The organism is Roseivivax sediminis (assembly GCF_900112685.1).
Taxonomy (GTDB): Bacteria; Pseudomonadota; Alphaproteobacteria; order Rhodobacterales; family Rhodobacteraceae; genus Roseivivax; species Roseivivax sediminis.
Genome location: NZ_FOMS01000008.1, coordinates 165,491 through 190,482, shown reverse-complemented (window position 1 = coordinate 190,482; position 24,992 = coordinate 165,491). Strand labels below are relative to the sequence as shown.

Annotated in this window: 25 protein-coding genes; 11 read left to right on the top strand and 14 right to left on the bottom strand. The window is 70.4% G+C overall.

Features of this window, described 5'->3' with window-relative positions:
* Positions 1-185: 185 nt before the first annotated feature.
* From F3H57_RS13935 to F3H57_RS13910, 6 genes are all read right to left on the bottom strand, one after another.
* Positions 186-1,058 (bottom strand): TIGR01459 family HAD-type hydrolase, encoded by an 873-nt coding sequence (locus F3H57_RS13935; protein WP_149756526.1) that lies wholly within the window; start codon positions 1,056-1,058, stop codon positions 186-188.
* Between the two features lie 49 nt (positions 1,059-1,107).
* Positions 1,108-1,785, bottom strand: coding sequence for a phosphoglycolate phosphatase (gene gph, locus F3H57_RS13930; protein ID WP_149756525.1), 678 nt, complete (start codon positions 1,783-1,785; stop codon positions 1,108-1,110).
* 59 nt (positions 1,786-1,844) lie between these two features.
* Positions 1,845-2,768, bottom strand: coding sequence for a manganese-dependent inorganic pyrophosphatase (locus tag F3H57_RS13925; protein ID WP_149756524.1), 924 nt, complete (start codon positions 2,766-2,768; stop codon positions 1,845-1,847).
* 206 nt (positions 2,769-2,974) lie between these two features.
* Positions 2,975-3,628 carry a YggS family pyridoxal phosphate-dependent enzyme gene (locus F3H57_RS13920; RefSeq protein ID WP_149756523.1) on the bottom strand — a complete coding sequence of 218 codons (654 nt, stop codon included), beginning with the start codon at positions 3,626-3,628 and terminating at the stop codon, positions 2,975-2,977.
* The gene (locus F3H57_RS13915; RefSeq protein ID WP_149756522.1) at positions 3,619-5,091 is read right to left on the bottom strand and encodes a tetratricopeptide repeat-containing sulfotransferase family protein; all 1,473 of its coding nucleotides are present in this window, start codon (positions 5,089-5,091) and stop codon (positions 3,619-3,621) included. The genes F3H57_RS13920 and F3H57_RS13915 overlap by 10 nt, the downstream gene beginning before the upstream one ends.
* A 101-nt stretch (positions 5,092-5,192) precedes the next feature.
* Positions 5,193-6,215 (bottom strand): porin, encoded by a 1,023-nt coding sequence (locus F3H57_RS13910; protein ID WP_149756521.1) that lies wholly within the window; start codon positions 6,213-6,215, stop codon positions 5,193-5,195.
* A gap of 309 nt (positions 6,216-6,524) precedes the next feature.
* Here F3H57_RS13910 and F3H57_RS13905 point away from each other — a divergent pair, with 309 nt between their 5' ends.
* Entirely contained in the window at positions 6,525-7,022 is a 498-nt protein-coding gene (locus F3H57_RS13905; RefSeq protein WP_149756520.1) for a DUF3576 domain-containing protein, read from the top strand.
* 148 nt (positions 7,023-7,170) lie between these two features.
* On the opposite strand, the gene F3H57_RS13900 is transcribed toward F3H57_RS13905, so the two are convergent.
* The 3 genes from F3H57_RS13900 to F3H57_RS13890 form a co-directional block, all read right to left on the bottom strand.
* Positions 7,171-8,541 (bottom strand): glutamate--cysteine ligase, encoded by a 1,371-nt coding sequence (locus F3H57_RS13900; protein WP_149756519.1) that lies wholly within the window; start codon positions 8,539-8,541, stop codon positions 7,171-7,173.
* Positions 8,542-8,605: 64 nt separating this feature from the next.
* Positions 8,606-9,118, bottom strand: a complete 513-nt coding sequence (locus F3H57_RS13895; RefSeq protein WP_316633296.1) for a hypothetical protein — start codon at positions 9,116-9,118, stop codon at positions 8,606-8,608.
* Positions 9,115-9,849, bottom strand: coding sequence for a 16S rRNA (uracil(1498)-N(3))-methyltransferase (locus F3H57_RS13890; RefSeq protein ID WP_149756518.1), 735 nt, complete (start codon positions 9,847-9,849; stop codon positions 9,115-9,117). Before F3H57_RS13890 ends, F3H57_RS13895 begins: the two co-directional genes overlap by 4 nt.
* A gap of 11 nt (positions 9,850-9,860) precedes the next feature.
* Here F3H57_RS13890 and ubiA point away from each other — a divergent pair, with 11 nt between their 5' ends.
* The 3 genes from ubiA (at position 9,861) to F3H57_RS13875 (ending at position 13,143) form a co-directional block, all read left to right on the top strand.
* Entirely contained in the window at positions 9,861-10,826 is a 966-nt protein-coding gene (gene ubiA, locus F3H57_RS13885) for a 4-hydroxybenzoate octaprenyltransferase (RefSeq protein WP_149756517.1), read from the top strand.
* Positions 10,827-10,889: 63 nt separating this feature from the next.
* The gene (locus F3H57_RS13880) at positions 10,890-12,830 is read left to right on the top strand and encodes an OmpA family protein (protein ID WP_149756516.1); all 1,941 of its coding nucleotides are present in this window, start codon (positions 10,890-10,892) and stop codon (positions 12,828-12,830) included.
* Positions 12,817-13,143: a hypothetical protein gene (locus tag F3H57_RS13875; protein ID WP_149756515.1), complete on the top strand. Its 327-nt coding sequence runs from the start codon at positions 12,817-12,819 to the stop codon at positions 13,141-13,143. The genes F3H57_RS13880 and F3H57_RS13875 overlap by 14 nt, the downstream gene beginning before the upstream one ends.
* A gap of 4 nt (positions 13,144-13,147) precedes the next feature.
* Here F3H57_RS13875 and F3H57_RS13870 read toward each other — a convergent pair whose 3' ends face one another.
* A complete protein-coding gene (locus F3H57_RS13870) occupies positions 13,148-13,441 on the bottom strand; it encodes an HNH endonuclease family protein (RefSeq protein ID WP_149756514.1) in 294 nt (97 codons plus the stop codon).
* 66 nt (positions 13,442-13,507) lie between these two features.
* Here F3H57_RS13870 and F3H57_RS13865 point away from each other — a divergent pair, with 66 nt between their 5' ends.
* Positions 13,508-14,683, top strand: a complete 1,176-nt coding sequence (locus F3H57_RS13865) for a TIGR03862 family flavoprotein (protein WP_149756513.1) — start codon at positions 13,508-13,510, stop codon at positions 14,681-14,683.
* Here F3H57_RS13865 and F3H57_RS13860 read toward each other — a convergent pair.
* From F3H57_RS13860 to F3H57_RS13850, 3 genes are all read right to left on the bottom strand, one after another.
* Positions 14,677-16,245 carry a gamma-glutamyltransferase family protein gene (locus F3H57_RS13860; protein WP_149756512.1) on the bottom strand — a complete coding sequence of 523 codons (1,569 nt, stop codon included), beginning with the start codon at positions 16,243-16,245 and terminating at the stop codon, positions 14,677-14,679. The genes F3H57_RS13865 and F3H57_RS13860 overlap by 7 nt on opposite strands.
* 259 nt (positions 16,246-16,504) lie before the next feature.
* Positions 16,505-17,035, bottom strand: coding sequence for an ATP-binding protein (locus tag F3H57_RS13855; RefSeq protein WP_149756511.1), 531 nt, complete (start codon positions 17,033-17,035; stop codon positions 16,505-16,507).
* Positions 17,025-17,363 carry an STAS domain-containing protein gene (locus F3H57_RS13850; RefSeq protein ID WP_149756510.1) on the bottom strand — a complete coding sequence of 113 codons (339 nt, stop codon included), beginning with the start codon at positions 17,361-17,363 and terminating at the stop codon, positions 17,025-17,027. Before F3H57_RS13850 ends, F3H57_RS13855 begins: the two co-directional genes overlap by 11 nt.
* A gap of 88 nt (positions 17,364-17,451) precedes the next feature.
* Between F3H57_RS13850 and F3H57_RS13845 the strand changes: the two genes are divergently transcribed.
* Complete coding sequence (locus F3H57_RS13845; protein ID WP_149756509.1) at positions 17,452-18,624, top strand: acetyl-CoA C-acyltransferase; 1,173 nt, start codon at positions 17,452-17,454, stop codon at positions 18,622-18,624.
* Positions 18,625-18,643: 19 nt separating this feature from the next.
* On the opposite strand, the gene F3H57_RS13840 is transcribed toward F3H57_RS13845, so the two are convergent.
* On the bottom strand, positions 18,644-19,570 hold the full coding sequence (locus tag F3H57_RS13840; RefSeq protein ID WP_149756508.1) for a zinc-ribbon domain-containing protein: 927 nt from the start codon (positions 19,568-19,570) through the stop codon (positions 18,644-18,646).
* Positions 19,571-19,755: 185 nt separating this feature from the next.
* Between F3H57_RS13840 and F3H57_RS13835 the strand changes: the two genes are divergently transcribed.
* From F3H57_RS13835 to F3H57_RS13815, 5 genes are all read left to right on the top strand, one after another.
* Positions 19,756-20,433 carry a cell division ATP-binding protein FtsE gene (locus F3H57_RS13835; RefSeq protein WP_149756507.1) on the top strand — a complete coding sequence of 226 codons (678 nt, stop codon included), beginning with the start codon at positions 19,756-19,758 and terminating at the stop codon, positions 20,431-20,433.
* Positions 20,430-21,332 carry a cell division protein FtsX gene (locus F3H57_RS13830; RefSeq protein ID WP_149756506.1) on the top strand — a complete coding sequence of 301 codons (903 nt, stop codon included), beginning with the start codon at positions 20,430-20,432 and terminating at the stop codon, positions 21,330-21,332. The genes F3H57_RS13835 and F3H57_RS13830 overlap by 4 nt, the downstream gene beginning before the upstream one ends.
* Complete coding sequence (locus F3H57_RS13825) at positions 21,329-22,069, top strand: lysophospholipid acyltransferase family protein (RefSeq protein ID WP_149756505.1); 741 nt, start codon at positions 21,329-21,331, stop codon at positions 22,067-22,069. The genes F3H57_RS13830 and F3H57_RS13825 overlap by 4 nt, the downstream gene beginning before the upstream one ends.
* The gene (locus F3H57_RS13820; RefSeq protein ID WP_149756504.1) at positions 22,047-22,649 is read left to right on the top strand and encodes a pyridoxamine 5'-phosphate oxidase family protein; all 603 of its coding nucleotides are present in this window, start codon (positions 22,047-22,049) and stop codon (positions 22,647-22,649) included. The genes F3H57_RS13825 and F3H57_RS13820 overlap by 23 nt, the downstream gene beginning before the upstream one ends.
* A gap of 156 nt (positions 22,650-22,805) precedes the next feature.
* Positions 22,806-24,914: a TonB-dependent siderophore receptor gene (locus F3H57_RS13815; protein ID WP_149756503.1), complete on the top strand. Its 2,109-nt coding sequence runs from the start codon at positions 22,806-22,808 to the stop codon at positions 24,912-24,914.
* The last annotated feature ends 78 nt before the right edge of the window (positions 24,915-24,992 follow it).

Genomic DNA, 24,992 nt, shown 5'->3' with positions numbered 1-24,992 from the left:
CAACTTTATTACTTCGCAGGCGCAGAAAATCAAGGGCTGCGATAGTCGCGGATCGCCGCGCCGGCGGGCTGTCGCCAAAGGGCCGCACCCGCGCGCGGCCTCGCGGCGCTCCGACGCCGGCGAGGACCGCCGCGCTCTGTCCCGTGGCCCGCAGGGGCAGGTAGAAGGGTGGCGCCCCGGTTCCGTCAGCGCAGATAGCCGATGGCGAAGGTGGGCGAGATGCCTTCCTTGGCCAGGTACGCCTCGAGCGCCTTGGGTTCTGGCTGGGTGGCGGTGCGCGTCTCCTCCGCGGCGAGCCCGCCGGTGATGAAGAGAGAATCGATGTCCTCGGCCATGGCGCCGGCGATGTCGGTATTCGCGCCGTCGCCGATGGCGAGGATGCCCTCGGCCGCCGGGACGTCTCCGATCTCCGACAGGCGCAGCCGCGCCAGGTCGTAGATCGGGGGGTGCGGCTTGCCGAAATAGAGGCTTTCGCCGCCCATCTCCGTATACAGCCGGGCGATGGCGCCGGCGCACCATTCGCGCCGGTCGCCGCGATCGACGACGATGTCGGGGTTGGCGCAGAGGAGCTTCAGCCCCTTCTGCTTGGCGAGCAGAAGCTCCGGCCGCAGCACCGAGGGGTCGGCGTGCGGGTCGAAGGGGCCGCAGCAGACGATGCCGTCGGCATCGTCCAGCGAGACCTCGGACACGTCGACCGGATCCTCGATCACCTTCAGGGGTTCGAAGAAGCTGTGGTCGTGATCTTCGCCCACGAACCAGACACGGCGGCCGACGGCGCCGCGGAACATTGCCGCGCGCGCCGAATCGCCCGACGTGGCCACGGTGTCCCAGGCATCCTCGGGCACGCCCATCCGGGCGATCTGCCGCTCAACGTCCGCGCGCGGGCGCGGCGCGTTGGTCAGAAGCACGACCTTGCCGCCGGTCTCGCGATAGGTCTGCAGTGCCGCGACCGCGTCGGGATAGGCGGTGATGCCGTTGTGCACGCAGCCCCAGAGATCGACGAAGAGCGCGTCGTAGCGCGCGGAAACCTCTGCGAGGGACTGGACGATCTGGGTCATTGGGGGCGCTTTCGGACTGGGACGGGAGGTGGCAAAGGTTGGGGCGAAGCTAGGGCGCGGGCCGCGCGCCCACAAGCGGATCGCCGGCATGGCGGCCGACGAGCGCGGCGAGCGTGTCGAAGCTGTCGAACGCCGCGCGGTGCGGGATCTCGGTCACCGGCGACTTGCGGTATCCGCCGGTGAACAGAAGGAACGGCACGGCGGCGGCGACGGCGGTCTCGGCATCGGTTTCGCTGTCGCCGACATAGGCAAGCGGGCCGGTCCCGAGCGCCTCCGCCGCGGCGAAGAGCGGCGCGGGATCGGGTTTGCGCACGGCGAGCGTGTCGCCGCCGACGACGGCGTCGAACGGATCGGCGAGGTCCAGATGCGCGAGCAGGGCGCGCGCCGGCCCCTCGGGCTTGTTGGTGCAGATCGCGAGACGGTGGCCGGCGCCGCGCAGCGCGTCGAGCGCCTCCCGCACGCCGGGAAACGGCTCGGTCAACGCGTGCGCGTCTTCGTAGAGGGCGAGGAAGGCGTCCAGCAGGTCCGGCGCGTCCGCCTCGGGCAGGGCGCGCGCGGCGCGCATCCGCTCCACGAAGACCGGGGCGCCGCTGCCGATGAAGGACACCGTTTCGTCCATGGTCAGCGGCGCGGCGCCGCGCGCGGTCAGGACCGCGTTCGCCGTGGCGCGGATGTCCGGCGCGCTGTGCACCAGCGTGCCGTCGAGGTCGAAGACGATGCGCGCCACGGTGCGGCCTCCGGATGTCGGCCCCCTCCACCCGCCTTGGGGGAGGGGGCGGGTCGGGCTCAGCCGGCTTTCAGGACCGGCATGATCTGCTTCTTGCGGCTCATCACGCCGGGCAGGACGAGCGTGTCGCCGCTGACGCTCTTGTCGAAGCTCGCTTCCGCGATTTTCTTGACCCGGTCGTTGGGCACCAGCAGCGTCGCTTCCTCTTTCAGGATGTCGACGATGAAGAGCAGCACTTCCTCGGCGCCGTCTTCCTTGGCGACGCCCGGCATGGAGGCCATCAGGCTGTCCTTGCGGTCGAGGACCTGCGCCGGCGCGGTGGTTTCGAGCACGGAGACGCGCAGGGCGGTGCCGTCGACCTCGTACTCCTTGCTGTCCATGCGCAGGAGTTCGGCGTCCGAGAAGGCGGAGACGTCGGATTTGGCCGCGAACATTTCTTCGGCGTAGCCGTCGATGTCGATGCCGAGATCCTGCGCGAGATCGTGCGCGATCGCCTTGTCTTCCTGTGTCGTGGTGGGCGAACGGAAGCCCAGCGTGTCGGACAGGATGCAGGTCAGCATCGCGCCCTTGATGCCCTGCGGCGCCTGCGCGAGGTCCTTGCCGATCATCTTGTGCAGGATCGTGGCGGTGCAGGCGAGCGGCTCCACCCGGATCTCGATCGGGGCCTTGGTCTCGAGCCCGCCGACCAGCTTGTGGTGGTCGATGATCGACCGGATGTCGGCCTTGTTGATCGAGGCGGGCAGTTCGGCGGGGTTGTTGGTGTCGACGATGGCGACCGGGGCGCCCTCGGCGACGTCGTCGATGATCTCGGGCTTGTCGAAGCCCCAGCGGTCGAGCATGAACGCCGCCTCGGTGTTGGGCTCGCCCAGAAGGACGGCCCTGGCGTCCTCGCCGCGGATCTCCTTGAGATACCAGGCCCAGATCAGCGGGCTGCCGGTGGAATCGGTGTCGGGGGATTTGTGGCCGAATACCTGGATGGTCATGGGAATCCTCGTGTCCTTGGCGCGTTTTTCGCCGCGCTTATAGGGGGGGCGCGGGGCGATGTCACCCGGGGACGGACGCGGCGCCGGCCCGCGGGCGGAGAGCGCCGGGGGCTTCACGCCCCCGGACCCCCGTGGAGTATTTCAGGCCCGAAGAAGCCGGGGGGCGGCGCCGGGCGGGGCGGTCCGGAGCGACGACCGGCGGCCCGTCAGGAATAGACGCGGTCGCCGAAGATGGCGGAGCCGACGCGAACATGGGTGGCGCCCTGGGCGATGGCCTCCTCGAAATCGGCGGACATGCCCATCGACAGGCCGGTCAGGCCGTTGCGCTCCGCGATCTTGCGCAGAAGCGCGAAGTGCAGCGACGGCGTCTCCTCGGCCGGGGGGATGCACATCAGGCCGCGCACCGGCAGGTTCAGGTCGCGGCATTCGGCGACGAAGGCGTCGGTGTCCGAGGGCAGGACGCCGGCCTTCTGCGCCTCCTCGCCGGTGTTCACCTGGATGAAGAGGTCGGGGCAACGGCCGATCTCGTCCGTGAGCCGGGCGATGGCCCTGGCGATCTTCGGGCGGTCGACCGAATGGATGGTGTCGAACAGTTCCATCGCGCGGCGGGCCTTGTTGCTTTGCAGCGGGCCGACGAGGTGGACCTCGGTGCCGGGGAAGCGGGCGCGGAAGTCCGGCCACTTGCTTTCGGCCTCCTGCACCGTGTTTTCGCCGAAGACGCGGTGGCCGGCTTCGAGCACCGCCTCCACCCGGTCGTTCGGTTGCACCTTGGAGATGGCGATGAGGGTGATCTCCGCGGGGTCGCGGCCCGCGGCGGTGCAGGCGGCCTCGAGGCGGCTGCGGATGTCGCTCAGTCCCATGGATCGTCTCCCCAGGCGTCAAGGAAGGGTTGAAGCTCGGTCTCGTAGGCGCGCCAGGCGGCGCGGCGGCCGGCGTGGATCGGCTGGCGTGCCTGCGCGACGGAGAGCGTGCGCACCCGGCCCGGGCGCGTGGTATCGAGACTTTCGGGTGCGAAGTCCAGCCCGGCGGCGGCGGCCAGCGCGCGGGCGGCGGGTTCGGGATCGCTCACCAGGTCCTCGTAGGCGATTTCCGTCACCCGGTCCGGCAGGCGGTCCCGCCAGTGGGCCATGATGGCGCGCTGGGTCTTGAGCGCTAGGGCGATGTCGGCGAGGGCGTTGGAATAGCGATGCGTGCCGGTGCGGAAATGCGTCTTGTAGATCGACAACGCGGTATCGCGCGGGTCGCGGCGGACCGAGACGAAGCGCGCCTCGGGCAGGGCGCGGGCGAGATAGCCGAGCACCAGATGCGACTGGATCGACTTGTCGGTGACGACGCCGCCCGCCGCACCGGTGTCGAAGCGTACCTGGTCGAGGTAGCGCCGCGCGAGGGCCTGCAGCGCGCCTTGCGTCACGCCGTCCAGGGGGGCGAGGGCGCCGCCGCGATTGAAGCCGGAGGCGACGAGGCGAAGGGCGTGGGCGAGCTCTCCGCCCGCGGTCACGCCGGCATGGCCGGCGAGGATGCGTTCGGCCAGCGTGGTGCCGGCGCGCGGCGGGCCGATCACGAAGACAGGGCGGGGTGCGGGGGAGCCCGGAACGGGGGCGAGATCGGCGTCCTTCTGGGCGGCGAAGAGCCCGTCGTGTTCGCGCGCCTGGGCGGCCGGATCGTAGGGGGCGGCGGCGCGTTGCAGGCGGTTTGCGATGTCGAGATGAGGAAAGACGGCGGCCGTGTCGCCGATATCCTCTCGCGCCTTGGCCATCGCGAAATGGGCGTCGGCGCGGGAGTTGTCGGCCATGTCGCGCCGCGCCAGGAGCGTCTCGAGGCGCGGGAGGAGTGGCTCGTCCGGAGAAATCTTCAGCGTGGCGAAGAGGGTGCGGTAGAGCACGCCTTCCCGCGGGTGACGGGCGATGAGGTCGCGCAGCAGCGTCTCGGCGGCGTCGAAGCGGCCGACATGCTGGAGATACACGGCCTTGGCGGTCTCGGCGTGGAGCCGGTTCTTCGCCGCGGCGATGCGCCGGTCGTGCAGGGCGAGCGCCGCTTCGGCGTCGCCGGCCACGTCGTGCGCGGCGATGGCGGCGTCGATCAGCGCCGGGTCCTCGGGGCGCAACGCCAGCGCGCGGTCGATCTGGCGCAGGCGTGCCGGCAGATCGGCGGCGAAGCCGGCGATGCGGGACAGCTGGTAGGGGATCTCGGGCGCGCGCGGCCGTTCCATCCCGAGCTGGGTGAGCGCGGCGCGGGCCTCGGCGTGGCGGCCGGCCTCGATCGCGGCGAGTGCGGCCTTGTAGCGCTCGGACGGGCTCTGCTGCGGACGGGCGGTCTGGCGCATTGATCGGGCTCCTTCCCGATCCGGGATGTACGAAGCCGCGCCGGAAAAGAAAAGAGCGGGCGCAAGGCCCGCTCTTTCCGGAATTCGGATCTCGGGAGAGATCAGAAGTTCATCTGCAGGCCGAGCGAGTAGGTGTCGAAGCCGTCGTCGTCGAACAGGTCGTCGTCGACTTCGCTGTTGCCGTAGCCGGCACGCATCGAGAGGCCGCCGCCGAGGTCGTAAGATGCCGCGAGGCCGTAGCCGGAAGCGGTATTACCGTCGAATTCGTACTCGCCGTAGTTCACGCCGACTGCGAAGGCGTTCATCTCGTAGCCGATGCCGATACCCCAGTGGGTGATCTCGTCGTCGCCGTAGCCGAGAACGTCTTCAAGGTCATCTTCGAGGGTGGACTGCGACAGGGTCGCGCCGAAGGACAGGCCGTTGGCCAGGCCGGCGGTGGCTGCGAGGCCGACCGAGCTGACAGCGTCGTTGATCGCCTGGTAGCCGAGACCGGCTTCGATTGCGACGCCCGAGAAGTCGCCCGCGTAGTTGACACCAATACCATAGGCGGTGTTGCCGAATTCCTCGGTGCCGATCACGAAGTCGTCACCGTTGTTCAGCTGCTCGGCCGAGACCGAGAAGGTGAAGGCGCTGTAGGTGTAGTCGAAGCGCGCGATCTGGCCGTCACCGACGCCGTCGAGCGACAGGCCGGAGTCGTTGATCAGGAAGTGGCCGTCCTGGTCGTCGAAGCCGAGGTGCTCGGTTTCGTCGTCGTTCAGCGAGCCGCCTGCGAGCGCCATTTCCGGCATCGCGGCATCCATTGCGCCGTCGGTGTCACCCATGGTCAGGGTGGCGCCGCCGAACGACACGAACATGTTCTCGCCGCCCTGAACCGACGGGTTCTCGAAGTCGGGCTGGTCGGTGGCTTCGTCGAGGTCGATGGTCGCGCCGAACGAGATGCCGTTGTCCGACTCGCCGGTCATGGTGAAGGTGACGTCCAGGTCGGTGAAGAACTGGGTGTTGTCGTCACCACCGTCGAAGATACCCATTTCGGCCTGGCCGGTCAGGGCGATGCCGAGGTCCTGGGCCGATGCGACGCCTGCGGTTGCAACCAGCGCCGTGGATGCAAGAAGAATCTTTTTCATGTGTTCCCTCATGTGTCTTAAGGCACGTACCAATCCGGAAGCCCGGCCTTGATGTGAGTGTCTATGCGCCGCCGGACCCCGACCTTGCAAGACGGAGCCCCGGGCGTCGCGGAACAAGCTTTTCGATGATGCACAATTGCCACAAGGCCCTGAGGCGGCTCGGACACGCCCGGAAATGCGGCGATGGGAGGTGCCGGAGCCGCCGGATCGCCTGCCGGCTTGTCGCGCGCCGCACGGGCTTGTAAGCACGTCCGGGAACAGCCAAGGGACGGGCCGCGCGAACGGCCGGGAGCGGGGACGATGACGATCATGCGGACACAGAGCATGCTGGCGCTCGCCATGGCCGTGGGGCTTCTGTCGGGTTGCGGAATGTTCCGCGGCGACGGTCAGGGTCAGCCGGTCGAGACGCGCTCGGCACAGGAGATCGCCGACCGGGAAATCTACGGCGAGGCCGGTCCGCCCGAATCGACCATCTGGGATTTCTTCCGCCCGCGGGCGGAGCCGGGCACGGTCGGGGCGGTGAACCGCTATATCTGGAACGCCTCGCTGGAGACGCTGGACTTCCTGCCGGTCACGTCGGTCGATCCGTTTTCGGGGGTGATCACGACCGGGTACGGCACGCCGCCGGGTGGCGGCCGCGCCTACCGCGCGACGATCTACGTCACCGACCCGGCGCTCGACGCCCGGTCGCTCAATATCGCGCTGGCGACCCGGTCGGGCCCGGTCGAGGGCAGCACGGTGCGTGCCGTCGAGGATGCGATCCTGACCCGGGCGCGGCAATTGCGCGAAGCGGACGAGCGGTTTTGATCCGCTGAGCGGACGCCTCGGGCGAGGCGTTCGGCGCGCAGGCGAGTTGACGTCCCCGAGCGGCGATTGACCGGCTTTCGCGGCCTCATGCGGGCGGGCGAGTCGGCAGCATTGTCGCCGCCGGTTCAACGCCGCGCGGGGGCACCCTTCAGTAGCTGTATTCCGCGAAGACCCGGGTGATGTCGCCGTTCCAGTCGCCGCGATACTTCGCCAGAAGTTCGTCGGCCGGAACCTGGCCGGTCTCCACGCTGTCCTTGAGCGCGTTGAGGAAATGCGTCTCGTCGGGCAGGAGGCCGCCGGCGCCGGGGCAGGCGCGCGCCTTCAGCCCGGCCTCGGACAGCGCCACCACCTCGCGCGCCAGCGCGTGCATGTCGATGTCCGCGACCCTGGCCTGCAGCCCGTCGACCGAGGCCGCGACCCGCAGCGCCTCGCGCGTAGCGGCGTCCCAGCCCTTCACCAGGTCCCAGGCGGCATCGAGCGACGATTGATCGTACATCAGGCCGACCCAGAACGCCGGCAGCGCGCAGAGCCGTCGCCACGGGCCGCCATCGGCGCCGCGCATCTCGATGAACTTCTTCACCCGCGCCTCGGGGAAGATCGTGGTGAGGTGGTCGGCCCAGTCCGACAGCGTCGGCACCTCGCCCGGCAGCGCCGGCAGCCTGCCCTCCAGGAAGTCACGGAAGCTCTGCCCGGTCGCGTCTATGTAGCGGCCGTCGCGGTAGACGAAGTACATCGGCACGTCGAGCGCGTATTCGGCCCAGCGCTCGAAGCCGAAGCCGTCCTCGAACACGAAGGGCAGCATGCCGGTGCGGTCGGGGTCGAGATCGCGCCAGACCCGCGCGCGCCAGGACTTGTGGCCGTTCTCCTTTCCGTCGAGGAAGGGCGAATTGGCGAAAAGCGCGGTGGCGACCGGCTGCAGCGCCAGCGCCACGCGCAGTTTCTTGACCATGTCCGCCTCGGACGAGAAGTCGAGATTCACCTGCACCGTGCAGGTGCGGTACATCATCGTCTTCCCCATCGTGCCGACGCGGTCCATGTAATCGGTCATCAGCCGGTACCGCCCCTTGGGCATCATCGGCATGTCCTCGAAGGACCAGGTCGGCGCGGCGCCGAGGCCGATATAGCCCGCGCCCACGCGGTCGGCGACGTCGCGCACCTCGGCGAGGTGCCCGTTCACCTCGTCGCAGGTCTGGTGGATCGTCTCCAGTGGCGCCCCGGAGAGTTCGAGCTGGCCGCCGGGTTCGAGCGACACGTTGGCGCCGTCCTTCTCCAGCCCGATGAGGTGGCCGCCCTCCTCGATCCCGGTCCAGCCGTGGCGGTCGCGCAGGCCTTCCAGCACCGCGCGCACGGAGGTCGGCCCGTCATAGGGCAGCGGCGCCAGGGTCTCCTTCACGTAGCCGAATTTTTCGTGCTCGGTGCCGATGCGCCAGTCTTCGCGCGGCTTGCAGCCGCGGGCGAGGTACTCGGCCAGCTGACCGCGATGTTCGATCGGCCCGCCGCCGGATTGAGGTATGGACATGGGGCAGGCTCCGATAGGCCGTGTAACGTCAGGCTCAGAGGGATGTAGCCAACGGCGCGGGGTGTCAATGCAGCCGAAGGGCCGTGTCGCGCAGGTGTGGCCTGCGCCAGATCACGACCGGGCGATCCGGGCGGCGGCGCATCTCGCGCAGCATCCGTTCGGTGTCGAGCTCCGGCAGCGCGGCAAAGGCGTCGAAGAGCCCGTCGGCCCCCTGCGCGGTGAGCGGTATCGACAAGGGTGGCTCCTCCGGCCGGCCGAGCACCCAGTGCGCCGGGCGCCCCGACGGGTCGAGCGTCAGGCTCTCCAGCGCGTCGAGGTCGACGACCCCGCCGTCGAGCGGCCCGAAATAGGCGATGCGCCCCTCGGTCACATCAACGATTCCGGGGCCGCCGCCGCCCATGCCGAAGCGCGCCCGCTGCGCCCCGGCGGCGGCGAGCGCCGCGCCCGCCACGGTCACGACCCAGCCGAGCACGCCGCCCGACCCCGTCGCCCAGAGGATGCCGAGCAGCGCCACCGCCAGCCCGGCCAGCGTCTCCGCCCAGCGCGACAGCGCGGCGCGTGCCTCGGGGCGGATCACGCCCAGTCCCCGAAGCGGGTCTGCCAGAGCGTCAGCGCCGCCACCGCCGCGGTTTCCGCCCGCAGGATGCGGGGGCCGAGCGTGGCGACATGCGCCTGCGGCAGGCCGTAGAGCCGGGTGCGCTCGGCCTCGGAGAACCCGCCCTCCGGCCCGATCAGCACCGCCCAGGGCCCCGGGCCCTCCGCCTCGGCGAAGACGCCCGCAAGGGCGGATGAGCTGCCCGCCGCCGCCTCGTCGCAGAACATCAGCCGCCGCGCGTCGGGCCAGTCCGCCAGCACCGCCGACAGCTTCGACAGCTCCGCCACCTCCGGCACGAAGACCGCGCCGCATTGCTCGGCCGCCTCGCGGGCATGGGCCTGCAGGCGGTCCTGCCGGATCCGCTCGGAATTGGTGAAATCGGTCGCCACCGGCAGCAGCCGCCGCACCCCCATCTCCACCGCCTTCTCGACGATGAAATCGGTGCGCGCCTTCTTCACCGGCGCGAACATCAGCCACAGGTCCGGGGGCAGCCATTGCGGCACGGATTGCGCCAGCGGCTCCAGCGTGCCGCCCTTCTTGCCGGCCTCGGCCACCCGCGCGTCCCACTCGCCGTCGGCGCCGTTGAACACCGAAAGCTCCGCCCCTTGGCCGAGCCGCATCACCCCGAAGAGGTAATGCGCCGCCTCCCGCGACAGCGGCACCGGTTGTCCCTCCCCGAGGGGGTGATCTACAAACAGCCTGACACGAGCCATGGGAGAGACCTATGCCCGAACCCGCCCCGGCGCCAGAGGGGGCCGGCAGCGTCGCCGACGCCTACAAGGGAAACTGGGTCGACCGCTACGCGCCCGAGGGGTGGAAGCCGTATTTCCGGCTCTCGCGGCTCGACCGGCCGATCGGCACGTGGCTGCTGCTGCTGCCCTGCTGGTGGGGCCTGTTCCTGGCCATCGCGGCGACCGGCGGCGCGCGGCTGCACGATGCGTGGATCTTCGCGGGTTGCGGGCTCGGCGCGATTCTCATGCGCGGGGCGGGCTGCACCTGGAACGACATCACCGATCGCGGCATCGACGGGTCGGTGGCGCGCACCGCCTCGCGGCCCATCCCCTCGGGCGCGGTGTCGGCCAAGGCCGCCTTCGCCTGGGCCTGCGCGCAGTCGCTCGCGGCCTTTCTGATCCTCATCACCTTCAACTGGGCGGCCATCGGGCTTGGCGTTCTCGCGCTCCTGCCGGTGACGGTCTATCCGTTCGCCAAGCGCTTCACCTGGTGGCCGCAGGTCTTCCTCGGCCTCGCGTTCAACTGGGGTGCGCTGCTGGCGTGGACGGCCCATACCGGATCGCTCGGCTGGCCGGCGCTCCTGCTCTATGTCGCCGGGATGGCCTGGACGCTGTTCTACGACACGATCTATGCGCACCAGGACAAGGAGGACGACGCGCTCATCGGCGTGAAGTCCACCGCCCGGCTCTTCGGGGAGGCCACGCCGAAGGCGCTGCGCGTCTTCCTCGTCCTCGCGGTCACGCTCATGGGGCTCGCGGTCATCGCCGCCGCGCCGACGGGCGAGGTCGGCATGCTGGTTCTCGCGCTCGCCGGGGCAGGGGCCTTCGGCTGGCACCTCGCCCGGCAGCTCCGCAGCGTGGACCTGCGGGATCACGACCGGTTGCTGTCGCTCTTCCGGTCGAATCGCGACGCCGGCCTTCTGCCCGTGCTGTTTTTCGCCGCTGCCTGCCTGGCCTGATTGCGGGCCAAAGGCGGGGGGCGTATCACGACTCACCCCTGAACGGTCACTGGACCCGATCACATGCGCCTTTCCATCGTCGCCATCCTTGCCGGGACGTTCACCGCCGCCGCCGCTCTTTGCGCCGTCGCCGCGGTCTTCTCGGTCCGCATCGTGGAGGACAACTCGGTCGCCGAGGTGGAGCAGCGGCTCGAACACGAGGGTATCGACTGGGCCGGGGTAGACGCGAACGGGCTGCAGGTCTTCGTGCACGGCACCGCGCCGGACGAGGCGGCGCGCTTCCGCGCGATCTCGGCCGCCGGGCAGGTGGTCGACGCCGCCCGCGTCATCGACGAGACGCTGGTGGCCGAACCCGATGACATCGAGCCGCCGCGCTTCTCGGTCGAGATCCTGCGCAACGGCGAAACCGTCTCGCTCATCGGTCTGGTGCCCGAGGCCTTTGACCGCGCCCGCCTGATCGAGGAGGTTGCCGGCATCGTCGGCGCGTCGGAGGACGTCTCCGACCTGCTGGAGACGGCGAACTTCCCGGTGCCGGAAGAGTGGGAGGCGTCCATGCGCCTCGCCACGAGGGCGCTGCGGGACCTGCCGCGCTCCAAGATCTCCGCCGCCGCGGGCGAGGTCGAAGTGCAGGCGATGACCGAAAGCGCCGCCGCCCGCCGCCGGGTGGAGGCGCGGTTGAACGGCGCCGCGCCCGAGACCATCGCGCTCGCGCTCGATCTGTCGGCGCCGCGGCCGGTGCTCTCGCCGTTTACCCTGCGTTTCGTCATGGACGACGCCGGAGCCCGGTTCGACGCCTGCTCGGCCGATACCCAGGAGGCGAAGGCGCGCATCCTCGCCGCCGCCGAAGCCGCCGGGGCGTCCGAGTCGGCGGGCTGCGTCATCGGTCTGGGCGTGCCGTCGCGCGACTGGGGCGAGGCGGCGTCGACAGCGATCGCCGCGCTGGCCGAGATCGGCGGCGGGTCGGTCACGTTCTCCAACGCCGACGTGTCGCTGATCGCCGCACAGGGCACGCCGCCCGGGCGGTTCGACAGCGTGGTCGGCGACCTCGAAAGCGCGCTGCCCGACACCTTCGTCCTCGACGCCGTCCTGCCCGAACCGCCCGACCCCGACGGCGACCAGGGCCCGGTCGAATTCACCGCGACGCTCAGCCCCGAGGGGCAGGTGCAGCTGCGCGGGCGGCTCGATTCGGAACTCGCGCGCACCACCGCGGAAAGCTATGCCCGCGCCCGCTTCGGCTCCGAAGAGGTGTCGGTGGGGGCCCGGGTGGACGACGACCTGCCCGAGGGCTGGTCGGTGCGCGTGCTGGCGGGACTCGAGGCGCTGTCGATGCTCGCCAACGGTGCCGTCGTGGTCACGCCCGAGAGCATTTCCGTGCGCGGCAATACCGGCAATTCCGACGCCAACGCCGAGATCGCGGGGGTTCTGTCCGACAAGCTGGGGACTGACGACTATGACATCGACGTGACCTACGTGGAGCGGCTCGACCCGACGCTCGGCATCCCGACGCCGGAGGAATGCGTCGACCAGATCCGCCAGATCATCGGCGCGCGCAAGCTCACCTTCGAGCCGGGCTCGGCCACGCTCGACAGCAGCGCCAAGGACATCCTCGACGAGATTGCCGACCTTCTGAAGATCTGCGGGGAAATTCCGCTGGAGATCCAGGGCCACACCGACAGCCAGGGCCGCGAAGTGATGAACCAGCAGCTCAGCCAGGACCGTGCGCAGGCGGTGCTCGACCAACTGCGCCAGCGCCGGGTGCTGACCGCGTCCTACCGCGCGACTGGCTATGGCGAGGAAGAGCCCATCGCCGACAACGACACCGAAGCGGGACGCGAGGCCAACCGCCGGATCGAGTTCCGTCTGATCGAGCCAGAAGCCGACGAAGAGAGCGCGGAAGACGTTGAATATCCCGTCCCGACAGGCGAAGAAGCGTTGACGGATGCCGCGGGCTCCGACGAGGCTGAGGCGGATGCCGGGGAAGGGACTGAGGATGAACAGGACTGAGTTCATTTTCACCACAGCGATCATCCTGTTCGTGGCCTTCTGCGTGGGATGGTTCGCCAACTGGCTGGTGCACCGCTTCACCCGCGTCAGTCAGGCCGACGTGAACGAGCTGGAGCGCATGAGCCAGGAGCTGCACGAGGCGGAGGAGACGCGCGATCAGGCGATCACCTACCTTCAGCAGCGCGAGGCGGAGCTGACCAACCAGCTGGCCCAGACCGAGGCAGAGCTTGCCGCGGCGATGGAGGGCCTGCGCGAGGCCCGGCACGAGGCCGAGGAAATGCGCTCCTATGTCGAGCGGATGAACGCGGGCTGATCCCTCAGCGCTTGCGCCGACCGCCGGCGGAGCGCTTGTGAAAGCCCGGCGGCCGTTTCGCCACCCACGCCAGGAAGCCTGCCATGCGGGGATGCGCGCGCAGCGCCTCGACGCTGTTGAACTCGCGCGCAAGCTCGCCTTCGGTGAACGTGGCGTGGATCTCGTTGTGGCAGATCTGGTGCAGCAGCACGACCGGCCCGCCTTTGCCACCCTTCAGCTTGGGGACAAGGTGATGCCAGCTTTGCCGCACGTCCGGCGGGATCGGCCGGCCGCAGAGCGGGCAGATCGGATCGCTCATGCTCCCTTGCGCCTCTCGTCTTCGAACGGCATCACCACCTGACCCTTCGACGGCGGAGATCAAGCCTTGCCCGAGCCCTGCGACGCCCTCGTCATCGGCGGCGGCCCCGCCGGCCTGATGGCCGCCGACGCGCTGCTCTCGGCCGGGCGCCGCGTAATCCTGACAGAGCAGCGCCCGAGCCTCGCGCGCAAGCTGCTGATGGCCGGGAAATCGGGCCTGAACCTGACCAAGGCCGAGGACGCGGAGACGTGCCTCGCGCATTACGGTGCCGCCGCGCCGCAGCTTGAGCCGATGATCCGCGCGCTGCCGCCCGAGGCGATCGTCGCCTGGGCCGAGGGGCTGGGGCAGGCGGTCTTCACCGGCAGCACGGGGCGCGTTTTTCCCGCGGCGATGAAGGCCTCTCCGCTTCTGCGGGCGTGGCTGGCGCGGCTTTCGGGCCTCGAGGTGCGCACGCGCTGGGCGTGGCGCGGCTGGGATGGCGACGCAACGCTCTTCGACACGCCGGAGGGAGAGGTGCGGCTGCGGCCGGCGGTCACGGTGCTGGCGATGGGCGGGGCGAGCTGGGCGCGGCTCGGCTCCGACGGGCTCTGGGCGGGGACGCTCCGCGCGGCTGGGGTGCCGGTGACGGCGTTCGCGCCCGCCAACGCGGGGCTGCGCGTGGACTGGTCCGAACACATGGCGCAGCATTTCGGCACCCCGCTGAAGAACATCGCGCTTTGCGCGGGGCATCTGCACAGCCGCGGCGAGGCGGTGATCTCCGGACGCGGGCTGGAGGGAGGCGGCCTCTATCCGCTGTCGCCGGCGTTGCGGGAGGGCGCGGCGCTGCGGGTCGATCTCGCGCCCGATACGGACGCAGGCACGCTGGCCCGGCGCCTCGCCGCGCGGCCCGCGAAGGAAAGCGCCGCCAACCGGCTGCGCAAGGCGGCGCGGCTGTCACCCGCCGCCCGCGCGCTGATGATGGACTGTGCCCGCCCGCTGCCGCGGGAGGCGGAGGCGATTGCCCGACTCATCAAGGCGCTGCCGGTGCCGCACCAAGGGCTCGCCCCGCTGGACGAGGCGATCTCCACCGCCGGAGGCGTGGCGTGGGAGGGGCTCAGCCCGTCGCTGGAACTGCGCGCCCGCCCAGGCGTTTTCGCCGCGGGCGAGATGCTGGACTGGGAGGCGCCGACCGGGGGCTACCTTCTGACCGCGTGCCTGGCGACCGGGCTCTGGGCCGGGCGGCACGCAGGCGAGTTTCAGTAGCCGATCGCGCAGCCGTCCTTGCGGGGGTCGGATGCGCCTTCGAGCACGCCATCGGCGCGGATGCGGATCGCCTGCGCGCCGCCGATGGCGCGGTCGGGGATGGCCACCTTGTGCCCCTTGTCGGCCAGCGCCGCGCGCACCGCGTCCGGGTATCCCCGCTCCACCATCAGCGTGCCGTCCTCGGGGAAGCTGCGTGGCGCGTCGAGCGCGCCTTGCAGGTCGATCCCGTGGTCCCTCAGGTTGGTCACGAGCCGTGCATGTCCCGCCGATTGGTACTGTCCGCCCATCACGCCGAAGGGCATCCGCGCGCCGTCCGGCAGGTCGAGAAGGCCCGGAATGATCGTGTGCATCGGCCGCTTGCCGGGCCCGAACTCGTTCGGGTGCCCAGCTTCGAGCGAGAAGCCGGCGCCGCGATTCTGGAAGAGGATGCCGAAGCGTTCGGAGGCGAGGCCAGATCCGAAGCCGTGGAAGATCGAGTAGATCAGCGATACCGCCAGCCGGTCGCGGTCGACCACGGTGATATAGACGGTATCGCGATGCACGGCCTCGGAGGCCGATGCGGGCGAGGGCAGCGCGCGGGCCGGGTCGATCAGTGCCGCGAGCCGTTTGGCCGTCTCGGGCGCCAGCATGTGATCCAGCCGCGCGGTGTGATCGGGATCGGCCATGAAGCGGTTGCGCGCGTCGTAGGCGAGCTTGGCCGCCTCCGCCTCGATATGCGCGCGCTCGGCGCCGAACGGGTCCATGGACGCAATGTCGAACTGTGCGAGGATGTTCAGCATCAAGAGCGCCGTGGCGCCCTGTCCGTTCGGAGGATGCTCCGACAGGGTGGCGCCGGCATAGCCGCCCGAGATCGGCGCGCCGGTGTCGGTGCGCGCGGCGGCGAAATCCTCGGCAGTGTGGCCGGCCGGGGCGAGCGTGGCGAGCATGTCCTCGGCCACCTCGCCGTCGTAGAAGGCCGCGCGACCGTCCTTGGCGACGCGGCGCAGCACCTCCGCCTGGCCGGGCAGCGCGAAGCGCGTGCCAACCCCGGGCGCCGCGCCGTCCTGGAGGAAGTGCCGCCGGGCCGCCCCCTGCAGCACGCCGGTCATTCCGGCCCAGTCGTCGGCGACGCGCGGCGCGACCGGTACGCCGTCGTCGAAATAGCGGATCGCGGGGGCGAGGCTGTCGGTGAGACCGAGCCGCCCCCAGTTTTCGGACATGGTGCAGAAGGCGTCGACGGCGCCGGGGATCGTTACCGCGTCGGGCGCGTCCTGCGGCATGACCTTGTGGCCCGCGGCCCGCAGCCGCTCCGGGTCGGCGGCGGCGTGGGCCCGGCCCGAGCCGTTGATTGCGACGACGGGGGCGCCTTCGGGGGCGATCAGCGCGAAGCAATCACCGCCGATCCCTGTCATGTGCGGCTCGCACACGCCGAGTAGCACCGCGCCGGCGATGGCGGCGTCGACGGCGTTGCCGCCCGCCTGCAGGATGCGCACCGCCTCCTGCGCGGCAAGCGGGTGCGAGGTCGCGCACATGCCGTTGTCGACGTAGACGGCGGACCGGCCGGGGCTTTGAAAATCGCGCATGACGCCTCCTTCGCTTCGCCGGCGGACCGTACCGGCCCGGCGTCCGGCGTCAATCGCATCTGAGGCGTTTGCGAAGGGGGAAAGACCTCGGCGCCCCGTACTGGGTGGGGGCTATTGCAACGGGGCACCGAGGGAAGCCTTGTGCAGCTACAAGATCATCTATGCCGTCGCTTTCAGGCCCAATTTGGCACGCAATGCGACGATTTCTTGGCTGTTTGGTCATTTGGCAACCCCTGATCGGCACACGGAAAATCTGCCCTCAATCCTTGCGGGCAATCCGGGGTGTCACCGGGTCCGATCCGCTTGAGTCGGGGCCCGGGTCCACGCGGAGATCGAAATCGAGGCGCAGGAGATTCGCGCCGTCCTCGCGCCGGTAGTCCAGCGTGCTCGACAGCGAATGGATGAGGTGCCAGCCGAACCCGCCCTCCGGCACGTCGGAGCGGGGGACGTCGAGGTCCGGCAAGTGTCCGGCCGGCGCCGCGAGGCCCGGCATCGGCCGCCCGCGATCGCAGATTCGCACCGTCAGCCGGTCCTGCCCGAGCGTGATGTCGAGCGTGACCCACCCGGGGGCGAGGCCCGCGAAGGCGTGTTCGACGACGTTGTTCAGCGCCTCTGCGAGCGCAAGCGCTGCGTCCCCGGCGGAGGCGGCCGGCACGCCGGCGCTCTGTAATGCGTCCTCCACCCGGAGGAGGGCGGCGCGAATCTCTGCCGGTGCGGGCCAGATCCGAAAGGCCACTTGCCAGAGCGCCCGTTTCCTTGCCCGGTCGCGCCCGGGTTTTTCAGCCGGCATGTGCGCCGAGGGCGGACTCGACGTCAGGGTGGATGGCGAAGATCGTGTCCATTCGTGTCAGCCGGAAGACCTTGTCGACACCGGGCTGCAGCGCGGCGAGGTCGAGTCTGCGCCCCGGGCCGATCACCTTCATCGCCGCGACGATGGCGCCAAGCCCGCTGGAATCGACGAACTCCACCTGCGAGAGGTCGAGCAGCACCCGCGTCTCTGCCCCGCCGGTCACGTCGCGCATCGCGTCCTTGAACTGGATCGCGACGGCGGAATCGATACGGGCGGCCTCCACGCGGACTATGAGCGCGCCTTCCCTTTGGTCGGTGCTGAGATGCATGGTCTGATCCTTCGGCATGCCGCGACGCTTGCACGCTACGGTCGAAACCTTTCCAATCGGTTTCGGAGGACGGGATCGGAGGTGCCGGATGCACGAGATCGTCATTACCGCCGCGCGGCGCACGCCGATGGGTGGCTTCCAGGGCAGCCTGTCGGGCGCGCGGGCCGCGGAGCTGGGCGGCGCGGCGATCCGCGCGGCGCTGGCGGACGCGCCCGGTGCCGCGCCGGAAGAGGTGCTGATGGGCTGTGTGCTGCCGGCCGGGCAGGGCCAGGCGCCGGCGCGCCAGGCGGGCTTTGCCGCGGGGCTGGGCGAGGACGTGCCGGCGACGACGCTCAACAAGATGTGCGGCTCGGGCATGAAGGCGGCGATGATGGCCTGGGACCGGCTGGCGCTGGGGCAGGCCGACTGCCTTGTCGCGGGCGGCATGGAGAGCATGACCAACGCGCCGTACCTGTTGCCGAAGATGCGCGGCGGCGCGCGGCTCGGCCATGCCGAGGTGATCGATCACATGTTCCTCGACGGGTTGGAGGACGCCTACGACACTGGCCGGCTCATGGGCACCTTCGCGGAGGATTGCGCGGCCGCCTACCAGTTCACCCGCGAGGCGCAGGACGACTACGCGCTTGGCTCTCTGTCCCGCGCGCTGGAGGCGCAGGCGTCGGGGGCCTTCGGCGCGGAGATCGCCCCGGTCACCGTGTCGGGGCGCAAGGGCGACAGCTATGTGGCCGAGGACGAACAGCCCGGCGCCGCGCGGCCCGATCGCATCCCGCACCTCAAGCCCGCGTTTCGCCGCGACGGCACGGTCACGCCGGCCAACGCCTCCTCGATCTCGGACGGGGCGGCGGCGCTCGTCCTCGAACGCCGCGACGTGGCGGAGGCGGCGGGCCGCGCCCCGCGCGCCCGGATCGTCGCGCATGCCAGCCACGCCCAGGCGCCGGGCCTCTTCACCACCGCGCCGGTCCCGGCGGCCCGCAAGGTGCTGGAGCGCGCCGGCTGGTCCGCCGCGGATGTCGACCTGTGGGAGGTCAACGAGGCCTTCGCCGTCGTCCCCATGGCGTTCATGCGCGAGATGGGGCTGCCGCGCGACGTGGTGAACGTGAACGGCGGGGCCTGCGCGCTTGGCCATCCGATCGGCGCGTCGGGCGCGCGCATCCTCGTGACGCTGCTGCATGCGCTGGAGGCGCGCGGTCTGAAACGGGGCGTCGCCGCCATCTGCATCGGCGGCGGCGAGGGCACGGCGGTCGCGTTGGAACGGATCTGAGGCGGCCCGGCCGCGCGGGTCAGCCCTCGGCCGAGCCGGCCCCGGCGCCCAGCGTGTCGAGCCAGACCAGCACCGAGGTCACCTGCGAGTCGAGCCATAGCCGCGCCGCGTCCAGCGCCGCCGCGTAGGCGGCGAGCGGATCGGCCAGCGCCGGCACCGCGTCCGCGATGCGCGGGGCGAAGGCGTAGAGCGCGATCAGGGCGGCGCCCAGCAGCAGAACCGACACGAAGCCGCGGCCGAAGCCGCCGCCTGCGTCATCGGCCTGCGGCGCGCGGCCCTGGGTTGTCTCCACCGGGCGACGGTCCTCGCTCGAGCGAAGGGTCTGGTTGATCTCGTCCACGTCGGGCAGCAGGTCCCGGCGCGAGGCGCCCTCGCGGTCCGGCGCAGGCGTGCCGGGGTCGTCGTACCGTGCGGGGCCGACCGCCCCGGTGGAGGCGGCGGCGCGGCGGGCGCGCTCCGCGGCGTCCGTCGGCTCTGCGCGCATCCGCGTCATCCGTTCGCGCGCCTGGCGGGCGCGTCGCGTCGACTCGTCCTCGGGCGGATCGTCGAGGCCGAATTCGGTCTGCGTCTCGATCACGCCGGCCTCCGCGGCGCGGTGGCGGGCCTCGAATTCGGCCTCCTGACGCAGCACGTCGGCGACCTCGGGGTCGAGTTCGCGCCGCCGCGCGGGGTGCGGCGGGGTCTCGGTGGCATCGGGCAGGGTCTCGGGCTCGGAAGGCGCATCGGCTGCCGGTTCGTCGCGTTCGGCCTCCGGATCGGGGGTGGGCGCTGCGTCGCTGTCCGTCTGCGGCGCGGCATCCCCGGCGCTCTCGGGGGCGGGATCGCCCGGGTGGCGCTGGTACCAGGTGTGCCCGCAATCGGAGCATTGCACCTCGCGCCCGCCGGTGGGGATCACCTCCACCGGCACCTCGTATTGCGCCTCGCAATTGGGGCAGATCAGCCGCATCCCGTCTCTTCCCGCCTTCCGCCGTCCGGCCGCGCGGGCGTGCCCGCGGCGTCCGCCCGACCATAAGCCGCCGTCCTGTCGCCGAAAAGGCCGATTCAAGGCGGTGCGCGTCATTGAAACCGCGGCGTGGCTCGGGCACAAGAGACGCCGATGCGCCTTCCGCAATCCCGCCCGGATACCATGCCGTGATTTCCTTCGAACAAGTGGCCTACTCCTATGGCGGCGGTGAGCTTCTGAGCGACATCACGCTCGATCTCGCGCCCGGGTCCTTCCATTTCCTCACCGGGCCCTCGGGCGCCGGCAAGACCACGTTCCTGAAACTTTGCTACGCGGCGCTGACCCCGACCGCGGGTCAGGTGACGCTGTTCGGGCAGCCCGTCGGCGATATGGACCGCGACGGGGTCGCGCATCTGCGGCGGCGCATCGGCGTCGTGCACCAGGATTGCCAGTTCCTCGATCACCTGAGCGTGGCCGAGAACGTCGCGCTGCCGCTGATCGTGTCTGGCCAGGACACGCCCGCCGCACGGCAGGACCTCGAGGAGTTGCTGTCCTGGGTCGGCCTGGCGCGCCGCGCCCGCGCCCTGCCGCCTGAACTGTCGGGCGGGGAACGCCAGCGCGCCGCGCTGGCGCGCGCGCTCATCGTCCAGCCTGACGCGATCCTTGCCGACGAGCCCACCGGCAATGTCGACTGGGAGATGTCGCAGCGCCTGATGACCCTGCTTCTGGAGCTCAACCGGATGGGCCGTGCGGTGATGATCGCGACGCACGACCTCAGCCTCATCCGGGCGGCCAAGAGCCAGGTGCAGACGCGCGTCCTGCGGATCGCGCGCCGGCGCGTGCAGCTTGCGGGGGCCGACCTGTGACGGCTCTGGCCCGAATTCTCGATGCACTGAAAGGCGACGCGGCGGCCGACCGCGTGGTGCCGCCCGCCGGCTTCACGGTGCGGCTGACGCTGTTCAGCGCGGCGGCGATGGCCTTCCTCGCGGTCTTCGCGCTGGCGCTGTCGCTGGCCGCCGGTCGGCTCGCCGACCGTTGGGGAGAGGAGCTGGCCCGCGGTGCCACGCTGCGCATCTCCGCTCCGGCCGCCGAGATGGACCGCCAGGTCGCCGCCGCCCTGCGCGTGCTGGAGCAGACGCCGGGCGTGGCGGATGTGCGCGCCCTGACGGAGGACGAACAGCGCGCGCTGCTGGAGCCGTGGTTCGGCCCCGACCTTCCGCTCGACCAGTTGCCGATCCCGCAGCTCATCGCGTTTTCGGAGACCTCGGACGGCTACGACGCGGCCGGGCTGCGGCTGCGGCTGCAGGCCGAGGTGCCGGGCGCGGTGCTCGACGATCACCGCCGCTGGCGGCGGCCGCTGATGGCGGCGGCCTCGGGGCTGCGGCTGCTGGGATGGACGGCGCTGGCGCTGATCTTCGGCGCGCTCGCGGCGATGGTCACGCTCGCCGCCAATGCCGCGCTCGCTGCGAACGCGCAGGTCATCACGGTGCTGCGGCTCGTCGGCGCCACGGACGACTACATCGCCGGTGCCTTCGTGCGCCGGTTCACGCTGCGCGCGCTCGTCGGTGCGGCGGCGGGCACGGCGCTGGGGCTCGGGGCGGTCGCGCTGATGCCGGACACGGGCGACGCGGGCGGCGTGCTCACCGGGCTGGGCTTTCGCGGCGGGCACTGGCTCTGGCCGCTGCTGGTGCCGCCGCTCGCCGCGCTGGTGGCGCTTCTGGCCACGCGCATGGCGTCGAAACGGGTGCTCGGGGGGCTGACATGAAAGACGCGCTGCAATGGATCCGGTCGCTGGTCTACACCGTGCAGGTCTATATCGCGATGGTGGTCTGGGGGCTGCTCTGCCTGCCCTTCGCGCTGGCCTCGCGCCGGGCGGCGCGCTTTGCCTGCCGGTCCTACGCGCGCTACGCGATGTGGTCGGCGCGCTGGATGATCGGCCTGCGGACGGAAGTGCGCGGCGAGGTGCCTACCGACGAGGTCATGGTGGCGGCCAAACACCAGAGCTTCCTCGATATCCTGATGATCTTCGCGGTGCTGCCCGAGGCCAAGTTCATCATGAAGCGGGAGCTTCTGTGGACACCGGCGATCGGCCAGTACGCCTGGCGCATCGGCTGCGTGCCGGTGGATCGCGGCAAGCGCGGGCAGGCCATCGGCAAGATGCTGTCCGACGTTGCGAAGGGCCGTGCCTATCCCGGCCAGCTGGTGATCTACCCGCAGGGCACCCGCGTCGCGCCGGAGGCGAGCTTGCCCTACAAGCAGGGCACCGCCGTGCTGTTCCGCGAGTTGGGGCAGGATTGCGTGCCGGTTGCTACCAATGTCGGCCTCTTCTGGCCGCGCAGCGGGATCATGAAGCGCCCCGGCCTCGGCGTCGTGGAGTTCCTGCCGCGGATCCCCGCGGATGCCGACCGCGCAACCATGCTCGCCCGCCTCGCGACCGAGATCGAGGATGCCAGCAACCGCCTGCTGAAGGAGGCCCGCGATGCGGAAAATCGACACGATTGATGGGCTCGAAGCGCTTTACGGCCCTGCCGCGTCGCGGTCCCTCACCAAGGTGATGCCGCACATCACGCCGCTCTACCGCCGCTGGATCGAGGCGTCGCGCTTCTGCGTGCTGACCAGCGTCGGCCCCGGTGGCACCGACGGCTCGCCACGCGGCGACGACGGCCCGGTGGCCGAGGTCGCGGACGAGCGCACCATCCTGATGCCCGACTGGCGCGGCAACAACCGGCTCGACACGCTGCGCAACATCGTCGCCGACGGGCGGCTGTCGCTGATGTTCATGGTGCCGGGCTCAACCAACGTCGTGCGGGTGAACGGCACCGCCTATCTCACCGATGACGCGGAGGCGCGCGCCCGTTTCGCCAAGGGCGACGCGCAGCCCACGACGGTCATCGTCACCGGCGTCGCGGAGGTCTACTTCCAGTGCGCCAAGGCGGTGATGCGCGCCGGACTCTGGGACCGCGACGACGCGCACCTCGTTCCCAGCGCCGGAGATTTCGTCAAGGAGGCCGCCAGCGGCGATTTCGACGCCCGGGCCTACGACGCGGATTATCCCGCCTACGCCGCAGAGCGCATGTGGTAGGGGCGTGATGGGCGGCGTCTTCCCCTGTTGCTCTCTTGCGACAGGCGACGGCTCGGCCCGCCCCCGCGCCTTAAGCTCTCCTGACTAACCTGACATATACCGTCGGAATTGCCCGAAGCGAGAGACGGTAGCCACGGGCCGATCAGGAGTTCCAGGATGCACGTCTCTCGAATGGCCCTCATGGCGGGGCTTGCCACGATTGCCATCGCCCCGGCCGCCCGCGCGCAGGACAGCGGCGCCGTCGATCTGGGGTCTGTCGTCTTCGAGGCCGAAAGCGACGACACGCTGCTGCAGAACGGCTACGTCGCCGAGTCGGGCCGCCAGGCCACCAAGCTCGACACCGATATCAGCCGGATCCCGCAATCCATCGGCGTGGTCACGCAGGACCAGCTGGAGGACCAGCAGCCGCGCACGCTGCTCGAGTCGCTCAGCTACTCGGCCGGGGCGGGCGTGGGCGACTTTGCCTTCGACACCCGTTACGACGCATTCTACCTGCGCGGCTTCCCGGCCTATAACAGCGGCTTCTTCCGTGACGGGTTGCGGCAGGTGAACGGCCCCTCGGCATGGTACCGCAACGATCCCTACACGCTGGAAGGCGCGGCGCTTCTCAAGGGGCCGGCCTCGTCGCTTTACGGCGTGTCCGGCCCGGGCGGGCTGGTGAACCTCGTCTCCAAGCGGCCCAAGGCCGATCCGTTCCGCGAGATCAAGCTGACCGGCGGCACCGACGACCGGGCCGAGCTGGCCTTCGACGTGACCGGCGCGGCGGACGACGATGCCCGCGTGCTGTATCGCCTGACCGGTATCCTGCGCGATGCGGACACGCCGCTCGACGGCTACCAGGACGACAAGACGCTGATCGCCCCGGCGCTGACCTTCGAGCTGGGCGAGCGCACCACCGTGACGCTGCTGGGCGAATACTCCGACAGCACGGTGGGCGGCACCGCCAGCTACTACAACCCGAGCTACGGCGAGGCGTCGGAGATCTATAACGGCGATCCCGATTACAACGACTTCGACCAGGAGCAGTGGCGCCTGGGCTACGAGGTCGAGCACGAGCTGACCGACGCGATCACCCTGCGCCACAAGCTGCGCTATTCCGAGGTCGACGTGGAGATGGAGTATTCCGGCTTCTACGACACCGGGAGCGATCTCGCGCGGTACTGGGGGCATTACCTCGAGGATCAGTACAACCTCGCCACCGACACCACCGCGGAATTCGAATTCACCACCGGCGGGCTGAGCCACGAGGCCGTGGTCGGCGTGGACTACACCGAAAGCGCCTACGATTCGTACCTTGCGCCCACGGGCTACGTGTCGGCCTCGGCCACTGACGACCTGGATGCGCCATACAACGCGGGGCAGGACGTGCGGCAGACCGGCGTCTACGTGCACGACCAGATCACCGCCGGGAACCTCAGCGTGTTCCTCAGCGCGCGTCACGACTGGGTCGAGATCGAGACCGAGGATTCCAGCCGCTCCACCGACGAGCGGACGGACGAGGAATGGTCGGGCCGGCTGGGCGTGTCCTATGCCTTTGCCAACGGCGTGACGCCCTATGCCAGCCTCTCCAGCGCCTTCGTGCCGAATACCGGGCTGGTCTTCGATCCGGGCGATCCGGCCAGCGGCCGCGCCGCGGACCCGACGACGGCGTTGCAGAAGGAAATCGGCGTCAAGTACCGGCATCCCACGCGGGACGTGCAGCTTTCCGCGGCGCTGTTCGACATCCGCCAGGAGAACGGCACGATCTACCAGACCCTCACCGCGGAGGAGACCGACGCCTTCGGCGGGCTCAACCAGATCCAGGTGCCCTACGATCTGCGCTCGCGCGGGCTGGAACTCGAGGGCAGCGCCAACCTGGGGTCGGGGCTGCGGCTGATGGGCAGCTACACCTATCTCGACATGGAGATCGAGGAGGGCGCCGAAGGCACGGAAGGCAACACGCTGTCGGCCTCGCCCGAGCACACCGCGTCGGTCTGGGCGTTCTGGGAGCCCGAGGGCGGCACCTTCGAGGGCTGGGGCTTCGGCGGCGGCCTGCGCTATGTCGGCGAAAGCTGGGGCGACGACGAGAATAGCTTCGAGAACGACGACTACCTCTTTGCCGACCTCGCGATGAGCTACGATTTCGGCGCCATCGGGCAGGACGGACTGGCACTTCAGGTCAACGTCAAGAACCTCTTCGACGAGGACGGCCAGACCTGCAGCGCCGGCTATTGCTATCGCTACGAGGGGCGCACGGCGACGGCCTCCATCGGCTACCGCTTCTGAGGGAGCTGCCCCGAATACGGGGGGCGCGGCCATCGTGCCGCGCCCCTGACGTCATCTGCCCGAAAATATCCCGTGGAG